The organism is Luteibacter sp. KNZ12-1A (assembly GCF_056755675.1).
The window spans coordinates 1-19,981 of the sequence record NZ_JBPGXU010000073.1 but is presented as its reverse complement, the minus strand read 5'-3'; the positions used below and the strand labels follow the sequence as shown (position 1 = coordinate 19,981).

The window sequence follows — 19,981 nt, the reverse complement described above, 5'->3', positions numbered from 1 at the left end:
AGATGTGTATAAGAGACAGCGACCTGGTGGGAGCCGACCCTGTCGGCGATGCTTTGGATCAGCCGTTGCGGTTGGAGCCGGAGAGGACATCCACCCAGACGGCCAGGGCCAGGATCACGCCCTTGATGATCATCTGCCATGAATTGTCGACGTCCATCAGCTGCATGCCGCTGTCGAGGCTGGCCATCACCAGGGCACCGATCAGCGCGCCGTAGACGGTGCCGGAGCCGCCACGCATGGACGTGCCACCGATGAAGCACGCGGAGATGGCATCCAGTTCGCCGCCGGTACCGGCGGAGGGAGAGCCCGAGCCGGTGCGGGCCACGGTGATGATGCCGGCGAAGGCGCACATCAGGCCCATCAAGGCGAACACCACCAGCTTCACGCGCGCCACATTGACGCCGGACAGGCGGGTGGCTTCCATGTTGCCGCCGACGGCGTAGATGTGCCGGCCGAACACCGTCTGCGTCGATACATAGGTGAACACGGCGAGCAGGCCGAGCAGGATCATCACCGGGATGGGGATGCCGTTGGCATCGTTGAGAATGCGCACGAAGCCGAAGATGAACGCGCCGATGGCGACCAGTCGGGCGATGTCGACCCACAACGCACCCTGCTGCAGGCCGAGCTTCCCGCGGCGAAGGCGGCGGCGTACCGTCAGGGCGATCATCGCGAGGAAGATCACGGCGCCGATCCAGCGCGACAGTGCCGGCGGAACGAAGCCCTGGCCCAGCGCGATCAGGTCGTCCGGCGCGGGAGCGATGGTCGAACTGCCGGTGATGTAAAGCACGATGCCGCGGAAGGCCAGCATGCCGCCCAGGCCGACGATGAACGAAGGCACCCGCATCTTGGTGACGACGAAGCCGTTGAAGGCGCCGATGACGAGGCCGAGCCCGAGCACGGCGAAGATCGCCGGCCACGTGCCCCAGCCCTGGTTCACCGTGAGGATCGCCACCACGCCGCCCAGCAGGCCGAGTTGCGAGCCGATGGAAAGGTCGATCTCGCCGGCGATGATGATGAACACCATGCCGCAGGCGAGCATGCCGGTGATCGCCATCTGCCGGAACAGGTTGGACAGGTTGCCGGGCGTGATGAAGGCCGACTCGGTCTTCAGGTGGAAGAACACCCAGATGATCGCCACCGCGATGAGCAGGGCGAGGATCTTGTAGCGTACGAACAGTTGCTGGACTTTCTGGGCCTGCATGAAGGCTTCCCTGGTAACGCGTGAATGGTTTTCGGAGGATCAGGCCGCGTGCGCGGGCCCTTCGGCGGCATGCGAGATCGCCGCGGCGAGCACCTGTTCCTGGGTGAGGTCTACGTTCTGGAAATCGCCGCGTAGCTTACCCTCGCCCACGACGAGGACACGATCGCTGACTCCCAGCACTTCGGGCATCTCCGACGAGACCATGACGATGGCCACGCCCTTGGCGGCCAGTTCGAACATCAGCTTGTAGATGTCGTACTTGGAGCCGACATCGACGCCACGGGTGGGCTCGTCGAGGATCAGCACCTTCGGCTTGGGCAGCAGCATCTTGGTCAGCACCGCTTTCTGCTGGTTGCCGCCGGACAGGCCGACGATGGCCAGCTCGGGACTCGCCGTCTTCACGCGCAGGCGCTTGATCTCGGCATCCACGGTCTGCAACTCGGCCTGGCGGTCGATCTGGCCCGCGCGGGCATAGTGCGAAAGCGTCGCCAGCGTGATGTTGTCGCCCACGCCCAGCAAGGGAACGATGCCCTGCCGCTTGCGATCCTCGGGGACCAGCGACAGGCCGGCCTTGATCGCCTGTTCGGGCGACCTGACCTTGATCGGCTTGCCTTCGAGCAGCAGCTCCGCCTCGTAGCGTCCCGGGTAGGCGCCGAAGATCGCCGACACCAGTTCGGTGCGACCGGCACCGACGAGTCCGGCGACACCGAGGATCTCGCCGCGACGGATCTGGAACGAAATATCGTCGACGCGCTTGCGATTCGGATTGGCGACATCCCAGCAGGTGACATGCCTGGCCTCGAAGATCACTTCGCCGATGTCGTGCTCGACCTTCGGGAACAGGTTCTCGATGTCACGTCCGACCATGGCGGTGATGATCGAATGGGTGGTCATCTCGCTCATCGGCTTGGTGACGATGTGCTTGCCGTCCCGGATGACGGTGACCGTGTCGCACACCCGCGCCACTTCCTCGAGCTTGTGCGAGATATAGACGCAGGCCACGCCGTCGCGCTTGAGGTCTTCGATGATCGACAACAAGGTGTCGGTCTCGGACGAGGTCAGCGAGGAAGACGGCTCGTCGAGGATCAGCAGGCGGGCGTTCTTCGCCAGCGCCTTGGCGATCTCGAACAATTGCTGGTAGCCGCCGCCGTAATTCATCACGGGAGCCGCCACGTTCACATCCTTCAGCTTCAGGCGGGCGAGCAGCGCCTCGGCCTTGGCATACATGGCGTCGTAGTCCATCACGCCGCCGAACTTGCGGATCTCGTTGCCGAGGAAGATGTTCTCGGCGACGGAGAGCTGCGGGACCAGCATCAGCTCCTGGTGGATGATCACGATGCCGGCATCCTCGCTGTCGCGCACCGAGTACGCCTTCAGCGGCTTGCCGTCGAACAGGATCTCGCCTTCCCACGTGCCGTACGGGTACACGCCGGACAGGACTTTCATGAGGGTGGACTTGCCTGCGCCATTCTCGCCGCAGAGACCAACGCACTCACCGGGCCGCACGGCCAGGTCGATGCCATTGAGCGCGCGCACGCCGGAAAATTCCTTGACGATCTGACGCATCTCGAACAGGTATTCGCTCACCGGTACTCCTTTCGCTGGACGATGCCCCGCACCGGGCGGGGCATCGCCGATCTTACGCTTACGGGCCGACCTGGGCCTGGGTGTAGAAGCCGTCCTTGACCACGAGATCCACGTTCTGCTTGGTCAGCAGGGTCGGGGTGAGCAGGATGGTATCCACATCCTTCTTGCCGTTGTTCATCTTCGAGGTGAACTTCGGCGCGGTGCCCTGGACCAGGCCGACCGCCAGGTTCGCCGCTTCCGTGGCGATTTCCTTGATCGGCTTGTAGACCGTCATGGTCTGGGTGCCGGCCTTGATCCGCTTGATCGCGGCGAGGTCGGCATCCTGGCCCGACACGGCCACCTTGCCTGCCAGCTTCTGGCCGTTCAGGGCGGCGATGGCGCCACCGGCGGTGCCGTCGTTGGAGGCGACGATGCCCTGGATGTTGTTCTTGTTGGCGGTGAGCGCGTTCTCGATGATCGACTGCGCGTTCGAGGCCAGCCATTCGTTGGTCCACTGCTGGCCGACGATCTTGATGTCGCCCTTGTCGACCAGCGGCTTCAGGACCTTCATCTGGCCCTCGCGAAGGATCTTCGCGTTGTTGTCGGTCGGAGCGCCGCCGAGCAGGAAGTAATTGCCCTTCGGTGCCGCGTCGACGACGCCCTGGGCCTGCATCTGGCCGACCTTGTCGTTATCGAACGAGATGTAGGCGTCGACGTCGGCATTCAGGATGAGGCGATCGTAGGAAATCACCTTGATACCGGCCTTCTTCGCCTCGGCGACGACCGTGGTCAGCGTCTTGGCGTTGAACGGCACGATGACGATGACATCGACCTTGCGCGAGATCAGGTTCTCGATCTGCTGGATCTGCTTCTGCTCGTTGGCATCGGCGGACTGCACCGACACGGTGGCGCCCTTGGCTTCCGCCGCGGCCTTGAAGTAGTCGCGGTCGCGCGTCCAGCGCTCCACGCGCAGGTCGTCGATGGAGAAGCCGATCACCGGCTTTTCCTTGCTGGCGTGCGCCTGCGGCGCCGCGAAAAGGCCGGCACCGATCATCGATACGGCCAGCAACGTATATAGGGCCTTCTGCTTCATGCTCATCTCCATGCTTATGGAATCGCCCTTCAGGAGGGGCGGAAATCGTCGCCGCGAACGGCGTCGGAATACAGCGGCTTCAACTGCTCGTAAGAGCGGCGGAACAAAGGGTGGCGCGTTTGCAGGAAATAAGCATGACGCGCTGCATCGGGCTCGCGCACGGCGGTGACCGCCGGCATCGGGCAAACGGCATCGAGGGAAGCACCCGGCTCGATGGCCAGCCGCGCGAGGCGTGCCGCCCCGAGCGCGGGCCCCACCTCGCCGCCACTGCGCAGGACCAGCCGCTTGCCGAGGATATCGGCGAGCATCTGTGTCCAATAGGCACTGCGCGAGCCCCCGCCGATCACGGTGATTTCATCGGCCACGAGGCCGGTCGACTCCACCGCCAGCAAGCCGTCGAGCAGGCCCAGCCCCACGCCCTCCAGCGTGGCATTGGCGAGGTCGGCGCGGTCCGTGCCGGGGCCCAGGTTCGTGAACGAGCCGCGCGCATGCGCGTCGTTGTGCGGCGTGCGCTCGCCCGTGAGGTAGGGCAGGAACAGCGGACCGTTTTCCTGGAGACCCTTGGCCTCGGCCTCGGCGAGCAGGGCGGGCACGTCCTTCTGGCCGGTGAGCTTCGCGGTGAAATCGAGGCAGCTCGCCGCGTTCAACATCACCGACATCAGGTGCCAGGTGTCGGGCAAGGCATGGCAGAAGCTGTGCACCGCCTGCTCGGGACTCGAGCGGAAGCCATCGGACACGGCGAAATAGACGCCCGACGTGCCCAGCGAAAGCATGGCCTGGCCATGGCGCACGATGCCCACGCCCACCGCACCCGCCGCGTTGTCGCCACCGCCGGCCGCTACCGGAACGGTGTCCATGCCCCAGCGCTCGGCCAGTTCCTTGCGCAGGCGCCCCGCGGGCTGGCTTCCCTCGAACACCCCCGGCATGTGCGACTGGTCGAGGCCCGTCGCGGCAAGCATGGTCTCGCTCCACTGGCGCTTCTCGACGTCGAGCCAGAGGGTGCCGGCCGCATCGGAAGCGTCGGTCATGTATTCGCCGGTGAGGCGCAGGCGCAGGTAGTCCTTCGGCAGGAGCACCTTGGCGACGCGATCGAACACCTCGCGCTCGTGCTTACGCACCCAGGCGAGTTTCGGCGCCGTGAACCCAGGCATGGCGAGGTTGCCGGTGATCGAACGAAAACCCGGCACCCGCTCCAGTTCCGCGCATTCGATATCCGAGCGGCCGTCGTTCCAGAGAATGGCGGGCCGCAGGATAGCGTCGGACTTATCCAACAGCGTGGCGCCGTGCATCTGCCCGGACAGGCCGATGGCCGCCACGCGGCGGGCATCGGTTCCCTTGAGGACGTCCGCGACGGCCGCCTCCGTGGCGCTCCACCACGTGGCCGGGTCCTGCTCCGACCAGCGCGGCTTCGGATGCGAGACCTCCAGCGGGCTGGTCGCGCTGGCACGCACCTCACCGGCCTCGTCCATGAGGACGGCCTTCACCGAGGACGTGCCCAGGTCGATACCGAGGTACATGCGTGCCGAAGCGTCCATGTCGGGGGTCATATCACCCATAGATATAGCGGTTGACGATGTTTTCGAGCAACTCCTGGCCACCGGAGACATGCTTCGGATGGATGTCGCGGGCGATCGCCTCGTCGGACAGCGAGGCCAGCGTGAAGCCGCCCTGCAGGATCTTCTTGCCGAAATCGGCGTCCCAGCCGGCGTAGCGCCTGGCCTTGAAATCGGCCAGCGCGTCGCGCTCGATCATCTTCGCCGCGCGTTCCAGGCTGAGGGCCAATGCGTCGATCGCGCCGATGTGGCCGTGGAAGAGATCTTCCGGCGCGTTGCTCTGGCGGCGCACCTTAGTGTCGAAGTTGAAGCCGCCCGTGGTGAAACCGCCGGCCTTCAGGATCTCGTAGGTGACCAGGGTCAACTCTTCCACGCTGTTCGGGAACTGGTCGGTATCCCAGCCGTTCTGCGGGTCGCCGCGATTGGCGTCGATCGAACCGAACACGCCCAGCGCGATCGAGGTCGCGACCTCGTGATGGAACGAGTGGCCGGCCAGCGTGGCGTGGTTGGCCTCGAGGTTGGTCTTGACCTCGTTCTCCAGGCCGAACTCCTTGAGGAAGCCGTAGACCGTGGCGGTGTCGTAATCGTACTGGTGCTTGGTCGGCTCCTGCGGCTTGGGCTCGATCAGGATGGTGCCGGTGAAACCGATCTTGTACTTGTGCTCGATCACCATCTGGAAGAACCGGCCCAATTGCTCGCGCTCGCGCTTCAGGTCGGTGTTGAGCAGGGTGTCGTAGCCTTCACGGCCACCCCACAGCACGTAGTTGGCACCGCCCAGGCGATGCGTGGCTTCCATCGCGTGGCGTACCTGCGTGGCCGCGTAGGCGAACACTTCCGGCTGCGGATTGGTCGCGGCACCGGCGGCGTAGCGCGGGTTGCTGAACACGTTGGCGGTGCCCCACAGGAGCTTCACGCCGGTCTCGGCCTGCTTCTTCTCGAGGACGTCGACCATCGCCGCGAAGTTCTTCTTGTAGTCGGCGAGGCTGTCGCCTTCCGGCGCCACGTCGGTATCGTGGAAGGTGTAGTACGGCGTGCCCAGACGGGAGAAGAAGTCGAACGCGGCGTCGGCCTTCTCGCGGGCCTTGGCCATCGGCTCGCCGGCCGTCTGCCAGGGGCGCTCGAAGGTACCCGCGCCGAACACGTCCGAACCCGGCCAGACGAAGGTGTGCCAATAGCAGGTGGCGAGACGGAGGTGCTCGGCCATGCTCTTGCCGAGCACCTGCTTGTTCGGGTCGTAGTGGTGGAACGCCAGCGGATTGTCGCTGCCGGGGCCTTCGTAGCTGATCTTGGGGACGCTGGAAAAGTACGACATAACAATTCCTTGACAAACGTGGGGACGAATCCCGACGATCCTGACGAGCGGCGCCTATGGCGCGCAATTGCGATTTCCGACGGGGCGCGGCTCTTTTTCGATGCCGCGCTGCGTCATGGTCAGATAACGCAAAGCCTGATAGTTTTGGACGGACTCATGTCTCCCCACAGAATCGCTTTGCTGTTCAATGCCAACAAGGTATACGACCGCCAGGTCATCGCCGGCATTGGGCATTACCTCAACAGTACGCGCGTGGAATGGGACCTCTTCATGGAGGAGGATTTCCGCAGCCGGATGCGCGACATCCATCAGTTTCGCGGCGACGGCGTGATCGCCGACTTCGACGATCCGGAAGCCCCCGACGCGTTGCGCGACCTGCACATCCCGGTCGTCGCGATAGGCGGCTCGTATCACGATCCCGCCGCTTATCCTCCCGGCGTGCCCTATATCGCCACGGACAACGCCCGGCTCATCCGGCTCGCGTACGACCACCTGATCGAACAAGGCCTCGGCCGTTTCGCGTTCTATGGCATACCGCCCCACCCCGGCAGCCGCTGGGCGCAGGAACGCGAGCATGCCTTCCAGGCGATCGTGGACGAGGAATCGGTCGAGGGGATGGTCTACCAGGGCTCGCCGACCAGCGCGGGCGGCTGGGGAATGGCGGTGGAGGAACTGGTCACCTGGCTGGCCGAGCTGCCCAAGCCGATCGGCATCATCGCCGTGACCGACGCACGCGCCCGGCAGTTGCTGCAGGCTTGCGTGATCGGCGGCTTCGCCGTACCCGAGCAGATCGCCATCGTCGGCATCGACAACGACCCGATGGCGCAGTTGCTCACGCGCATCCCGCTCACCTCGGTGATCCAGGGCGCGGAGGAAATGGGCCGCACGGCCGCCCACCTGCTGCACCAGATGCTGCGCGGCATGGATTGTTCGGGCACGCGCGTGCTGGTGCCACCCGTCGGCATCAACGTGCAGGTGTCGAGCAAGTACCAGCCGATGCGCAGCCCGCACGTGATGCGGGCGAGCCACTACATTCGTCAGTACGGTTGCCTGGGCATCAAGACCGAACAGGTGGCCGACTACGTCGGGGTGTCGCGCACGGTGCTGGAAGAACACTTCAAGCGCGAGCTGAAGCAGACCGTGCACCAGGTGATCCTCAAGCACAAGCTCGACACCGCCTGTGAACTCATGACGAACTCCGACACGCCGCTCGCCGACATCGCGCTGCGCTGTGGCTTCACCTCGCTCCAGTACATGTACGCGGTGTTCCGTCGCGAATACGATTGCACGCCACGCCAATACCTCGACCTCCATCGCAAGACGGCGGCGACCTGATCGCCTTCCGCAGGGAAACGCTTCACCCATGCCCGTATCCAACGCCACCGCCTGGGGCCAACTCCCCGACGGCCGCCCGCTCCACCGCTGGACCCTGCGCAACGCGCGAGACACCCAGGTCGAGATAGCCGACCTCGGCGGCACCCTGCTCTCCTGGCAGACCCCGGACCGCCAGGGCCGCGTGGGCGAGGTCTTGCTCGGTCACGCCGACGCGGGGCAGTACATCGATTCCAACGCCTACATGGGCGCGATCGTCGGCCGCTGGGCCAACCGCATCCGCGGCGGACGCTTCCGGCTCGACGGCATCGACTACAAGGTCGACCGCAACGACGGCGGCAACCACTTGCACGGCGGCAACTACGGATTTCACCTGCAACGATGGGACGTGGAACCGGAAGGCGAAGACCTGGTGCTGCGGCTGGTGTCGCCCGAGGGCGATGGTGGGTTTCCCGGCGAAGTGAAGGTCGAGTTGCGCGTGCGACTCGATGACGACGGCACGCTCGACCTGCGCTATATCGCCACCAGCGACGCCCCCACCCCGCTCAGCCTGACCGCGCATCCGTATTTCAATCTCAACGACCGGCGGCCGGATATCCGCGACCACGTGATCCGGATCGACGCGGACGAATTCCTGGCCATCGATGCGGGGGCGATACCGGTGGGACGCCAGCCCGTGGCCGGCAGCGCCTTCGATTTCCGCGAGGCGGCGCCGATCGGCTCGCGCCTGCACTGGCCCGACCCGCAATTGCAGATGGTGGGCGGCTTCGACCATTGCTATGTCCCGCGTCAACCCGCGGCCCAGGCGCCACGCGTGGTCGCGGAAATCGTGGAACCATCCAGCGGGCGCCGTCTCACCGTCGAGAGCGACCGCCCCGGCCTGCAGTTCTACAGCGGGCAGAAACTCACCGGGCAACCGTCGCGAAACGGCGACGCCTACGGTCCGTTCGCCGGCTTCGCGCTCGAGACCCAGGCCTTTCCCGACCAGGTCAACGGCCCGGATGCGGAAGGCGCGATCCTTCGTCCCGGCGCGGTATGGCGCCAGCACACGCGCTACCGGGTGGATACGCCGGTGTCATGAGGTGACGGGGCGCCACCGGGTACAATATCCGGATGTCCCTTATCCAACTCCTCAACGTCGACTTCAGCGTCGGCGGCCCGCTCCTGCTCGAACAGGTCGACCTTTCCCTCGATGCCGGCGAACGTGTCTGCGTCGTCGGGCGCAATGGCGCCGGCAAATCGACGCTGATGAAGCTCATCGCCGGGGAACTGCATCCGGACGATGGCGAGATCCGCCTTCAAGGAGGCACACGCATCGCGCGCCTCACGCAGGAAGTGCCGCAGGATACGTCCGGCAGCGTCTTCGACGTGGTGGCCGACGGCCTGGGCGAACTGGGCCACCTGCTCGCGCGCTATCACCATCTGCTGGAGACGGGCGACATGGACGCGCTCGGCGACGTGCAGTCGCAGATCGAGGCCCACAACGCATGGGATCTCGATTCGCGCGTGCAGCAGGTGATCGAACGCCTGGAGCTGCCGGCGGACACCGATTTCTCCGAACTGTCCGGCGGCATGAAGCGCCGCGTCCTGCTTGGCCAGGCGCTCGTGCGCGATCCGAACCTGCTCCTGCTCGACGAGCCGACCAATCACCTCGACATCGAGGCCATCGCCTGGCTCGAAACCTTCCTCAAGGGCTTCGCCGGCAGCATCGTCTTTATCACCCATGACCGCAGCTTCCTGCGTGCCCTGGCCACGCGTATCGTCGAGATCGATCGCGGACAGGTCACCAGCTGGCCCGGCGACTACGACAACTACCTGCGCCGCCGCGAGGAACGCCTGCACGCCGAGGCCCAGGCACAGGCACATTTCGACCGCAAGCTGGCCCAGGAAGAAGTGTGGATCCGCCAGGGCATCAAGGCGCGGCGCACGCGAAACGAAGGCCGCGTGCGCGCGCTGAAGGCGATGCGCAACGAGCGCGCCCAGCGACGCGAACAATCCGGCAATGCCAGGATCACCCTCGCCACGGCCCAATCCTCGGGACGCAAGGTGATCGACGCGAAACACGTCACCCAGGCGTACGGTGGCCGCACGCTGCTGCGCGATATCTCCACGACGATCATGCGCGGCGACCGTGTCGGCATCATGGGCCCGAATGGCGCGGGCAAGTCCACGTTGCTGAAGATCCTGCTCGGCGAACTCAAGCCTCAGGAAGGCGAAGTCACGCTGGGCACGGGGCTGGAAGTGGCTTACTTCGACCAGCACCGCTCCACGCTCGACGACCGCCTGAATGCCCTCGACAACGTGGCCCAGGGCCGTGAGTACATCGAGCTCAACGGCCAGCGCAAACACATCGTCGGCTACCTGCAGGATTTCCTGTTCTCGCCCGAACGGTCGCGCGCGCCTATCACGCGGCTTTCCGGCGGCGAACGCAACCGCCTGCTCCTCGCGAAGCTGTTCGCCCAGCCGTCGAACCTGCTGGTGATGGACGAACCGACCAACGACCTCGACGTCGAGACACTGGAACTGCTCGAGGAACTGCTGAACGAATACACCGGCACGCTGCTGCTGGTGTCGCACGACCGCGACTTCATCGACAACGTGGTGACCAGCACCCTGGTGCTCGAAGGCGATGGCGTGGTCGGCGAATACATCGGCGGCTACAGCGACTGGTTGCGGCAGAGGCCCGCCGCGACCACGAAACCTGCCGGGTCGAAGGCCGCCTGGTCTTCGTCTTCGGCATCCGAGGCGTCGTCCGCGTCGGGGGCGGCGCAAGCCGCCACTGCTGCCTCGGCGGCGGCGGCCGTGGCCGCGCCCGTCGCAGCCACGCCAAGGAAAAAGCTCTCCTTCAAAGAGCAGCGCGAGCTTGAATCGCTGCCGGCGAAGCTGGAGGAACTCGAGGCCGAGATCGCCCGCCGTACCACCGCCATGAACGACCCGAAGTACTTCCAGCAGGACGCCGCGACGATCACGCGCGGCAACGAGGAACTCGCCAGGTTGCAGGCGGAACTGGATGTGGCGTTCGCGCGCTGGGAAGAACTGGAAGGCTGACGACGCCCACGCGATATAAGCCGATCCGTAAGGCCCTCACCCTGGTGGGAGCCGACCTTGTCGGCGATGGGTGCGTGCGGAAACCTGGCCCGCTGCCGCGGGATCGCCGACAAGGTCGGCTCCCACCAGGGAACCCATCGCCGACAGGGTCGGCTCCCACCAAAGGCTCGGGATCAAAGGCTCGGTCGGCGTTTACAGCCGGAACACCTCGACCACGCGGGCCAGTTCCGCGGCCTGGTCTTCCAGGCTCTTCGCGGCGGCCGCCGCTTCTTCGACCAGGGCCGAGTTCTGCTGGGTCGAGTCGTCCATCCGCGAGACGGCATGGTTGATCCGGCCGATCTGTTCGGACTGTTCGCCCGAGGCCTGGCTGATGTTGCCCATCAGGTCCGCCACGGCGCGGATGCGGCCCAGTACCGTCTCCATGTTGCGCCCCGCGTCCGTCACCAGGCCGTGCCCCGCGTCCACCTGGGCCACCGATTCGGTGATCAGCGACTCGATTTCCTTCGCCGCCGACGCGCTGCGCTGGGCGAGATGGCGCACTTCTTCCGCCACCACGGCAAAACCCTTGCCTTGTTCACCCGCCCGCGCCGCCTCCACCGCGGCATTGAGCGCGAGGATATTCGTCTGGAAGGCGATGCCGTTGATGATGCCGATGACATCGGCGATACGCTGCGCCGAGGCCTGGATACCGTTCATCGCTTCGACCGCCTCCTGCATCGCGCCCGCTTCCTGCTGAACCGCCACGCTCGCGTCGGCCGCCAGCGCGCTCGCCCTCGCCGAGTGGCCCGCGTTGTCGCGGACCGTGCGCGTGAGCAGGTCGAGGCTGGACGCCGTCAGCTGAAGCTCGTGCGCCTGGGTTTCCGTGCGTGAAGACAGGTCGGCATTGCCCGCCGCGATCTCCGAGGTGCTGCCTGCCATGCTGGCCGCGGCCTTGCGCACGGAGCGTGCGATGTCGCCAAGACCGTCACCGATGCCATCGATGGAACGCATCAACTGGCCGATCTCGTCGCCTCGCGCGGAAGCGAGCCGCGCCGTGAGGTCGCCCTCGGCGAGGCGTCGCGCCGCCTCGACGGCGTCGGCCAGCGGCCGGGTGATGCGCATGCGTATCGCGAGGAACAGGAACACGCACAAGGCGATGACCAATGCGATGCTGGTCGCCGCGGCGACGAGGCGCATGTGCCGGACCGGACCGAAAAGGTCGTCCATGTCCACCGTGCCCGCGACGAGCCAGTTCCACGCCGGATCGGTCGCATAGACGGCCAGCCGGTCCACCGATCGGCCGTCCACATCGACGCGATAGCGCAGCTCGCCCTTGCCGCCCGACAGCATGCGGCCGAAGATCGGCTGGCCATCCACGTCGAGCATCTTGAGCGCGGCGCCGGGTGCCTTCGCGGCCTCGCTCTTCATCGCCGGATCGACGATGAGGGTGCCATAGCGCTTTCCGGCGCTGGCATCGACGACGGAGTAATAGCCGCTCCGGCCCATGTGGATCGCGGCGATCTCGTCCTGCAGCGACTTCATCTCCTTGCCGATCTCCACGCCGACGAAGAAGACGCCGAGCACGTTGCCCGCCTCGTCCTTGATCGGTTCGTAGCGCGTGATGTACGGGCGATCGAACAGCACGGCCGGGCCGCCGTACGACTTGCCCGTGAGCAGCAGGGGAAAAGCGGGATGGGCATGATCGATGGAGGTTCCGACGGCGCGCGAGCCGTCCTCTTTCTTCAACGAAGTGGTGACACGAACGAAGTCGGGCCCGTCGCGGACGAACAGCGTCGCCACCACGTGCGCACGCGCGGAAAACTCGTCGGTCAGGGTGAAGTCGTTGTTCAACGGCTTGCCGTCGTGCAGCAGCAGGGGCACCGTGTGCCCCGCCATGGTGACGCGGTGCTTGTCGTCGATTGTGAACTTGCCCGGGAAATAGCTCTTGTACACGCCGAGGAAGCGGTCGGACTCGGCCAGCAGCGCGCCGCTGAACGTGTTGACCGTGCCGATGATCGCCCGGTTGCCACGGGCGAGGTCCTCGCGGGCCCTGGCCTCCAGCTCCCGCGAGGCCATGGTCGTGACGACGACGGTGAGCAAGGCGATGCCGAGGGCGACGATGCCGACGACGAGCAGGGTCAATCGCGCACCGACACTCATCCCGCGCCGGCCGGCGCGGTCGCTGTTCTGTTTCATGGAGTCCTACCGAAGTGGTGGAGCACCCCGAACGGGTGCCCATGGCCGTTATGTCGGCAGGCCCGGGCGGGGCTTTAGCCCTCAACCCGTATTCTGGAGCCCTTGTGAGACGCCGTTCACACAGGCGACCAGGGCGCTGAGCAGGGCGTCGTCTTGTCCACCGGTGGCGCGCCAGCGCCGCAGGAGGTCGACCTGGAGCAGGCTCATCGGGTCCACGTACGGGTTGCGCAGGCGGATCGAGGTGGCCAGCCGGGGTTCGGCGGCCAGCAGTTCCTTCGCGCCCTTGAGCTTCAGCAGCCAGGCGACGGTCCGCTCGAACTCCTCGCGGATCATCGGGAAGAAGCGCTCGTGCAAGGGGCCGGCCAGGCGGGAGAAGGCCTCGGCGATGTCGATATCCGCCTTGGCCAGCACCATTTCCACGTCGTCCAGCATCGTCGAAAAGAAGGGCCAGTCGCTGGCCATGCGCACCAGCGACGCCTCGCCACATTCCCTCGCCACCGTATCCAGCGCGGCGCCAAGCCCGTACCAGCCGGTGAGCACCGCGCGGCACTGGGTCCAGGAAAACACCCAGGGAATCGCGCGCAGGTCTTCCACGCCTTTCATGCTGCGCCGGCGCGCCGGACGCGAGCCGAGCGTCATGCGCTCGATCACGTCGATGGGCGTGGCGCCACGGAAGTACTCCACGAAGCCCTCGGTATCGACGAAGGCGCGATAGGCCTTGCGGCTTTCCCCGGAAAGCCGCGCCATGGTCTCCTTCCACGCCGCCTCGCGTGATTCGACCTCGCGCGGCCGCAACGAGGCGCGCATCACGGCGCCGAGCGTCTGTTCCAGGTTGCGCACGGCGAGCGCGCGGATGCCGTACTTGCGATGGATCACCTCGCCCTGCTCGGTGACACGCAACACCCCGCCGACGGAGCCGCGCGGCGACGCCATCAAGGCAGGCGTGATGCGCGATCCACCACGGCTCGCCGAGCCGCCGCGGCCATGGAAGAAGGCCACGCGGACGCCCGCCTTCGAGGCCACGTCGAGCAGTTCCACCTGCGCACGCTGCAGGCTCCACTTGGAGGCGACGGTTCCACCATCCTTGCCACTATCGGAATAGCCCAGCATCACCCACTGCCGGTCGCCACGCGCCTTGAGGTGGGCGCGATAGACGGGGTCGTCGAGCAACGCCTGGAGCGTTTCCGCACCGCCGGCGAGGTCGTCGATGGTCTCGAACAGCGGCGCGATGTCGAGCGGCACGCGGCCGTCCTCCAACAGGCCACCCCGTCGCGCGAGCGCCAGCACGGCGAGCACGTCCGCGGCGGTCTCGGCCATGCTGATGATGTAGAGCCCGGTGGCTTCCGGTCCATAGCGCTTGCGCGAATCGGCCAATGTGGCAAACACCGCGCGCAGCAACCCGGCCGCCTCGTGATCGTCGCCTGCGACGAAACTGCGCTCGCCCGCCGCGTAGGGCCGCAGCGTCTTCACGCGTGCCGCCGTATCGCGGTTGGTCCAGTCGTCGTCGCCGAGCAACGCGGCCAGTGCCTCGTCATGGACGCGCGCATCCTGGCGCACGTCCAGGCGCGCGAGATGGAATCCGAACGTGCGCGCGCGCCACAGGAGGCGGTTCACCGCATACGCACCGGCATGCGCGCCGCCGTGCTCGACAAGGCTCTTCTCGACCAGTGCGACGTCACCGATGAACTCGTCCGCCGACGCATAGGCCTCGGGGCCTTCATGCAACGTGGCGTCGAGGCGCGCGGCGACGAAGGTCAGGAACCCGCGATAGGGCATGTCGGCATGCCGGGGCCGGATGCGTTCCGCCGCATCGGGAAGGCGTTCGCGATAATCCTCGATGCGCCGCTGGAGCTTGTCGTCCAGCGTGACACGGTCCTCGGTCTGGCTGAGCAGGCGGCCGAGGCCGGCGACGTCCTCCATGTAACGCTCGAGCACCAGCGTCCGCTGCGCCGCGAGGGTGGCGGCGATGGTGTCCGCGTTGACGTTGGGATTGCCGTCCATGTCGCCGCCCACCCAGGTGGCGAAGCGAAGCAGGCGCGGGATCGTCACGCCTTCGCCGTAGGTTTCCCCGATGGCCTGCTGCAGCGACTCATAGAGGGCGGGCAGCACGCGGTAGATCGGCCGGGAGATGTAGAAGCCGACATGGTCGAATTCATCCTGCACGCTGGGCCGCACCGGCGAGGCTTCGGCGGTCTGCCATCCGGCGGAAAGCGCCATCAGGATGCGCGCATCGTCGTCGCGCAACTCCTGCGGTGTTCGCGTGGGATCGAACTCATCGACCAGCGCCCGGACGATTTCCTGCTCTTTCTCAAGCAACGAGCGGCGCACGGCTTCCGTCGGATGGGCGGTGAACACCGGCTCCACGTCCAGCCGTTCGAGCAGCCGGACCAGTTCGTCGCGGCTGACGCCATCCTTCTTCAACAGGGCGAGCACCGCCGCCAGCGACTCCGGCTGCGGCGCCCCACCCTCGCGTTGGTAGTCGCGGCGGCGTCGGATGCGATGGACCCGCTCGGCGGTGTTCACCGCCTGGAAGTAGGTGGCGAAGGCCCGGGCCAGCGCCTCGGCATCCGCCGCGTCCAGGCCGGTGAGCGACTCGGCCAGCGCATCCACGGCCGCTCCGCTGCGCCGGCGGTGGATCGCCGCCGTGCGCACGTGTTCCACGCGCTCGAAGAAGGCCTGGCCGCCCTGTTCCGCCAGCATCTGGCCGACCAGGGCGCCGAGGCGGCGCACGTCCTCGCGCAAGGGGCCATCGTGGGGCAGGAACTCGGGATCGCGTGCGGCTTCCATGGGACTCTCGGTTGGCGTCGAAACCCTGAGAGTACCGAAAAAGATGTGTTCATCCCTGCATCCGGATTCCGCGATACAATCTGCGGACCGTTTTGCCCGCCGAGGGGCGCTGCGACCATGGGAACGTCCCCATAGGCCAGGCTCGGCGCGGCGTCCCACCAAACGGCGCCCCCGTGAATTTCCGGAGCTACGCCAGATGAACGCCGTCACCAAAGACACCTTCCAGGATTACAAGGTCCGCGATATCTCGCAGGCCGCCCTCGGCCGCCGCCGCATCCGCATGGCGGAAGAGGAAATGCCGGGCCTGATGCAGATCCGCGCCCGTTATGCCAAGGAGAAGCCGCTGCAGGGCGTGCGCCTCTCCGGCTCCCTGCACGTCACAAAGGAAACCGCCGTGCTGGCCGAGACCCTGCGCGAGCTGGGCGCGTCGGTCCGCTGGGCCTCCTGCAACATCTTCTCCACCCAGGACGACGTCGCCGCGGCGCTGGCCGCCGGCGGCCTGCCGGTGTTCGCCTGGAAGGGCGAGTCGCTGGAGGAATACTGGGATTGCACGCTCGACATGCTGACCCACCCGGGTGAACTCGGCCCGCAGCTGATCGTCGACGACGGCGGCGACGCCACCCTGCTCATCCACAAGGGTCTCGAACTCGAGCAGGGTTCGGACTGGGCGAACTCGCCGGGCGCCAACCACGAGGAACAGGTCATCAAGGACCTGCTCAAGCGCGTCGCCAAGGAGCGCCCGGGTTTCTGGACCAAGGTCGCCGCCGAATGGCGCGGCGTCTCCGAAGAGACCACCACCGGCGTGCACCGCCTGTACCAGCTCGCCGAAGCCGGCAAGCTGCTGGTCCCGGCGATCAACGTCAACGATTCGGTCACCAAGAGCAAGTTCGACAACCTCTACGGCTGCCGTGAATCGCTGGCCGACGGCATCAAGCGCGCCACCGACCTGATGGTCGCCGGCAAGGTCGCCGTCGTCTGCGGCTACGGCGACGTGGGCAAGGGCTGCGCTCATTCGCTGAAGGGCTTCGGTGCCCGCGTCATCGTCACCGAGATCGACCCGATCAATGCCCTGCAAGCCGCGATGGAAGGCTTCCAGGTCACCACGATCGAAGAGACCCTCGGCCTCGGCGACATCTACGTCACCACCACGGGCAACAAGGACATCATCACGCTGGAGCACATGGCGGCGATGAAGAACAACGCCCTGGTCTGCAACATCGGCCATTTCGACAACGAGATCCAGATCGACCGCCTGAACGCGGCGAAGGACGTCACCCGCGAGACGATCAAGCCGCAGGTCGACCGCTACACCTTCGCCAAGGGCAACAGCATCTACATGCTCGCCGAAGGCCGCCTGGTGAACCTCGGCTGTGCCCACGGCCATCCGAGCTTCGTCATGTCGAACAGCTTCTCCAACCAGACGCTGGCGCAGATCGACCTGTGGAAGAACAAGGACACCTACGAGAAGACGGTGTACCGCCTGCCGAAGAAGCTCGACGAGGAAGTCGCCCGCCTGCACCTGGAACAGATCGGCGTGAAGCTGACCGTGCTCACGCAGGAACAGGCCGACTACATCGGCGTGCCGGTGGAAGGCCCGTACAAGCCGGACCACTACCGCTACTGATCGAACGATCCATCGCGGTCACGAGGAGGCGCCTTCGGGCGCCTTCTTGCGTTGTCGACGACGGTTTAGTATTGACAGTCGCACCGTACCGGGGTTCACGCAGCGCATGACGGACGAATCGAAGATCGAGAAAGAGAATCTGGTCCACGGCGCGGGGGAGACGCCCGAAGATGCGCAGGCTGACCTCAAGATCTCACGCCGTCACTTCCTCGCTGGCACGGCCCTCGCCGCGACCGGGTTGATGATCGTGCCCCGCCACGTCCTGGGCGGGCCCGGTCATACGCCGCCCAGCGATCGGTTGAACATTGCCGGCATCGGCGTCGGTGGGATGGGCGCGCACAACATCCGCGCCCTGGCCGGCGAGAACATCGTCGCCCTGTGCGACGTGGATTGGCGCTATACGGATGAGTCCTTTCGCAGGATGTTCGGCGACCTGGGGAAAACGCAGGCACGCCTCGACAAGGCTCGAACCGCGGCGGAGCGCCGGGAACTGCAGGACGAGATCGAGCATACGAAGCTGCTTTCCCGCAAGTTCGGTTCGATCAGGCGCCATACCGATTACCGCAGGATGCTCGAGCAGCAAAAGGACATCGACGCGGTGGTCATCGCGACGCCGGACCACCTGCATGCGACGATCGCCAGCGCGGCGATGGGCCTTGGCAAGCACGTCTACGTGCAGAAGCCCCTCACCTGGTCGATTCACGAAGCCCGGGAACTGGCCAGGAAGGCGAAGGAGAATCCCCGGATCGTCACGCAGATGGGAAACCAGGGGCATTCGACCGACGATGCCCGGTTGATCAACGAGTACATCGCGGCCGGGGCGATCGGCGATGTGCGCGAAGTCCATGTATGGACGAATCGCCCGCTTGCCTACTGGCCGCAAGGCATTCCACGTCCGCAAGCCAGGCCTGACCCGGGCGACGCGAACTGGGACATGCATGCTGTGACGGATCGGCTCGCCAATGCCATGGCCGGCAACTATCCGATGCCGCAGGGGCTCGCATGGGATCTCTTCCTCGGTCCCGGCCCCGTGGTCGAATACCACCCCCTCTATCACCCGTTCAACTGGCGCGGATGGGTGGATTGGGGCGTGGGTGCCATCGGCGACATGGGGGCCCATCTGATCGATTCGCCGTTCTGGTCGCTGGACCTTGGTTTTCCGACGTCCGTGGAGACCGTGTCGACACCGTTCGACAAGGCGTCCTATCCCATGGCGACGATGACCTACTACGACTTCCCTGCACGCGGCGGCATGCCGCCGGTGAGGCTCACCTGGTACGACGGCGCATTGCTGCCGCCCGGGCTGGAGGCGCTCGGAGCCGGACAGATGAGCAAGGATGGCGGCGTGCTCTATATCGGTGACAAGGGCAAGCTGATCCACGAGACATACGGTGCGAACCCGCGGCTGCTGCCGCAATCGTTGCACGATTCGGTGGGCACGCCTCCCCGGACATTCGCACGCATCGGGACCTCGCACGAGATGAACTGGGTGGATGCCTGCAAGGGGAAGGGTCAGGCATCGTCGCCATTCGCGTACGCCGCGCGACTGACGGAAGTCATGCTGCTAGGCGTCGTGTCCCTCCGGGCAGGTGGCAGGATCGAATACGACGCGCCGAACATGCGCATCACCAATCTGCCGGAAGCCAACGAATTCCTGCGTCGTGAGTATCGCGAAGGCTGGTTCCTCTAGGACTGGTCGGCGTCCGCCAGCCGCGTGCGCCGACAAGGCCCGGTCGATCCCCGCAGCACCAGTTCGGCGGACAACACCCGCTTGCGCGTTGGTACCTCCGGGTCGTTGAGTATCTCGATCAGCATCATCATGGCTTCGCGTCCCAGCGCGTTTTTCGGCTGGGAAACGGTGGTCAACGGTGGCGAGGTGTAGCGGGCGAAGCGGATGTCGTCGAAGCCGACGACGGAGACGTCTTCCGGGATGCGCAGGCCACGGGAGATCAGGGCGCGCATCGCGCCGATGGCCATTTCATCGTTGGAGCAGAAAACCGCGCTAAAGGACAGGCCCTGCGAAAGGAACAACTCGACGGCTCGTTCGCCGGCTTCGATGGAGAAATCCCCGGCGGCGGTAAGGGCGGGGTCGACGGCGATGTTCGCTCGCTGTAACGCGAGGTGGTAACCCTGCTCGCGATCGACGCAGATCGGGCTCGACGAGGGGCCGGCGATGAAGGCGATCTCGCGGTGCCCCAGGGTCACGAGATAGTCGACGGCGGCCCCGGCCCCCGCGCCGGTGTCGCCCGAAACCCGCGCCGCGCTCGGCATCCGTTCCGACGCCACG

Annotated in this window: 13 protein-coding genes and 1 riboswitch; of the genes, 5 read left to right on the top strand and 8 right to left on the bottom strand. The window is 66.0% G+C overall.

The annotated features are described in order from the left end of the window. Positions 1-58: 58 nt before the first annotated feature. From ACR9ZJ_RS14020 to xylA, 5 genes are read right to left on the bottom strand one after another with little or no spacing between them, the layout of a single operon-like run. Entirely contained in the window at positions 59-1,204 is a 1,146-nt protein-coding gene (locus tag ACR9ZJ_RS14020) for a sugar ABC transporter permease (RefSeq protein WP_481281555.1), read from the bottom strand. A gap of 39 nt (positions 1,205-1,243) precedes the next feature. Continuing rightward, positions 1,244-2,791, bottom strand: coding sequence for a xylose ABC transporter ATP-binding protein (locus ACR9ZJ_RS14015; RefSeq protein WP_481281556.1), 1,548 nt, complete (start codon positions 2,789-2,791; stop codon positions 1,244-1,246). A 58-nt stretch (positions 2,792-2,849) separates the two neighbouring features. Continuing rightward, positions 2,850-3,863 carry a D-xylose ABC transporter substrate-binding protein gene (xylF, locus tag ACR9ZJ_RS14010; RefSeq protein WP_481281557.1) on the bottom strand — a complete coding sequence of 338 codons (1,014 nt, stop codon included), beginning with the start codon at positions 3,861-3,863 and terminating at the stop codon, positions 2,850-2,852. A gap of 29 nt (positions 3,864-3,892) precedes the next feature. After that, positions 3,893-5,419 carry a xylulokinase gene (gene xylB, locus ACR9ZJ_RS14005; protein ID WP_481288091.1) on the bottom strand — a complete coding sequence of 509 codons (1,527 nt, stop codon included), beginning with the start codon at positions 5,417-5,419 and terminating at the stop codon, positions 3,893-3,895. Beyond that, positions 5,412-6,728, bottom strand: coding sequence for a xylose isomerase (gene xylA, locus ACR9ZJ_RS14000; RefSeq protein ID WP_481281559.1), 1,317 nt, complete (start codon positions 6,726-6,728; stop codon positions 5,412-5,414). Before xylA ends, xylB begins: the two co-directional genes overlap by 8 nt. A gap of 156 nt (positions 6,729-6,884) precedes the next feature. Between xylA and ACR9ZJ_RS13995 the strand changes: the two genes are divergently transcribed. The 3 genes from ACR9ZJ_RS13995 to ACR9ZJ_RS13985 are packed head-to-tail and all read left to right on the top strand — an operon-like array spanning position 6,885 to position 11,108. After that, entirely contained in the window at positions 6,885-8,063 is a 1,179-nt protein-coding gene (locus ACR9ZJ_RS13995) for a XylR family transcriptional regulator (RefSeq protein ID WP_481281560.1), read from the top strand. A 28-nt stretch (positions 8,064-8,091) separates the two neighbouring features. Continuing rightward, positions 8,092-9,141 carry an aldose epimerase family protein gene (locus ACR9ZJ_RS13990; RefSeq protein WP_481288090.1) on the top strand — a complete coding sequence of 350 codons (1,050 nt, stop codon included), beginning with the start codon at positions 8,092-8,094 and terminating at the stop codon, positions 9,139-9,141. 32 nt (positions 9,142-9,173) lie between these two features. Beyond that, positions 9,174-11,108, top strand: a complete 1,935-nt coding sequence (locus tag ACR9ZJ_RS13985) for an ATP-binding cassette domain-containing protein (protein WP_481288089.1) — start codon at positions 9,174-9,176, stop codon at positions 11,106-11,108. Positions 11,109-11,300: 192 nt separating this feature from the next. Here ACR9ZJ_RS13985 and ACR9ZJ_RS13980 read toward each other — a convergent pair whose 3' ends face one another. Continuing rightward, positions 11,301-13,283, bottom strand: coding sequence for a methyl-accepting chemotaxis protein (locus ACR9ZJ_RS13980; RefSeq protein WP_481288088.1), 1,983 nt, complete (start codon positions 13,281-13,283; stop codon positions 11,301-11,303). Positions 13,284-13,364: 81 nt separating this feature from the next. Continuing rightward, positions 13,365-16,070, bottom strand: a complete 2,706-nt coding sequence (gene ppc / locus ACR9ZJ_RS13975) for a phosphoenolpyruvate carboxylase (protein WP_481288087.1) — start codon at positions 16,068-16,070, stop codon at positions 13,365-13,367. Between the two features lie 95 nt (positions 16,071-16,165). Next, positions 16,166-16,248: riboswitch (S-adenosyl-L-homocysteine riboswitch) on the top strand. A gap of 18 nt (positions 16,249-16,266) precedes the next feature. Between ppc and ahcY the strand changes: the two genes are divergently transcribed. Then, entirely contained in the window at positions 16,267-17,694 is a 1,428-nt protein-coding gene (ahcY, locus tag ACR9ZJ_RS13970) for an adenosylhomocysteinase (RefSeq protein ID WP_481281565.1), read from the top strand. A 106-nt stretch (positions 17,695-17,800) separates the two neighbouring features. Beyond that, positions 17,801-19,384 carry a Gfo/Idh/MocA family protein gene (locus ACR9ZJ_RS13965; RefSeq protein ID WP_481281566.1) on the top strand — a complete coding sequence of 528 codons (1,584 nt, stop codon included), beginning with the start codon at positions 17,801-17,803 and terminating at the stop codon, positions 19,382-19,384. Here ACR9ZJ_RS13965 and ACR9ZJ_RS13960 read toward each other — a convergent pair. Further along, a partial coding sequence (locus tag ACR9ZJ_RS13960; RefSeq protein ID WP_481288086.1) for a substrate-binding domain-containing protein occupies positions 19,381-19,981 on the bottom strand: 601 nt, incomplete at its 5' end. The genes ACR9ZJ_RS13965 and ACR9ZJ_RS13960 overlap by 4 nt on opposite strands.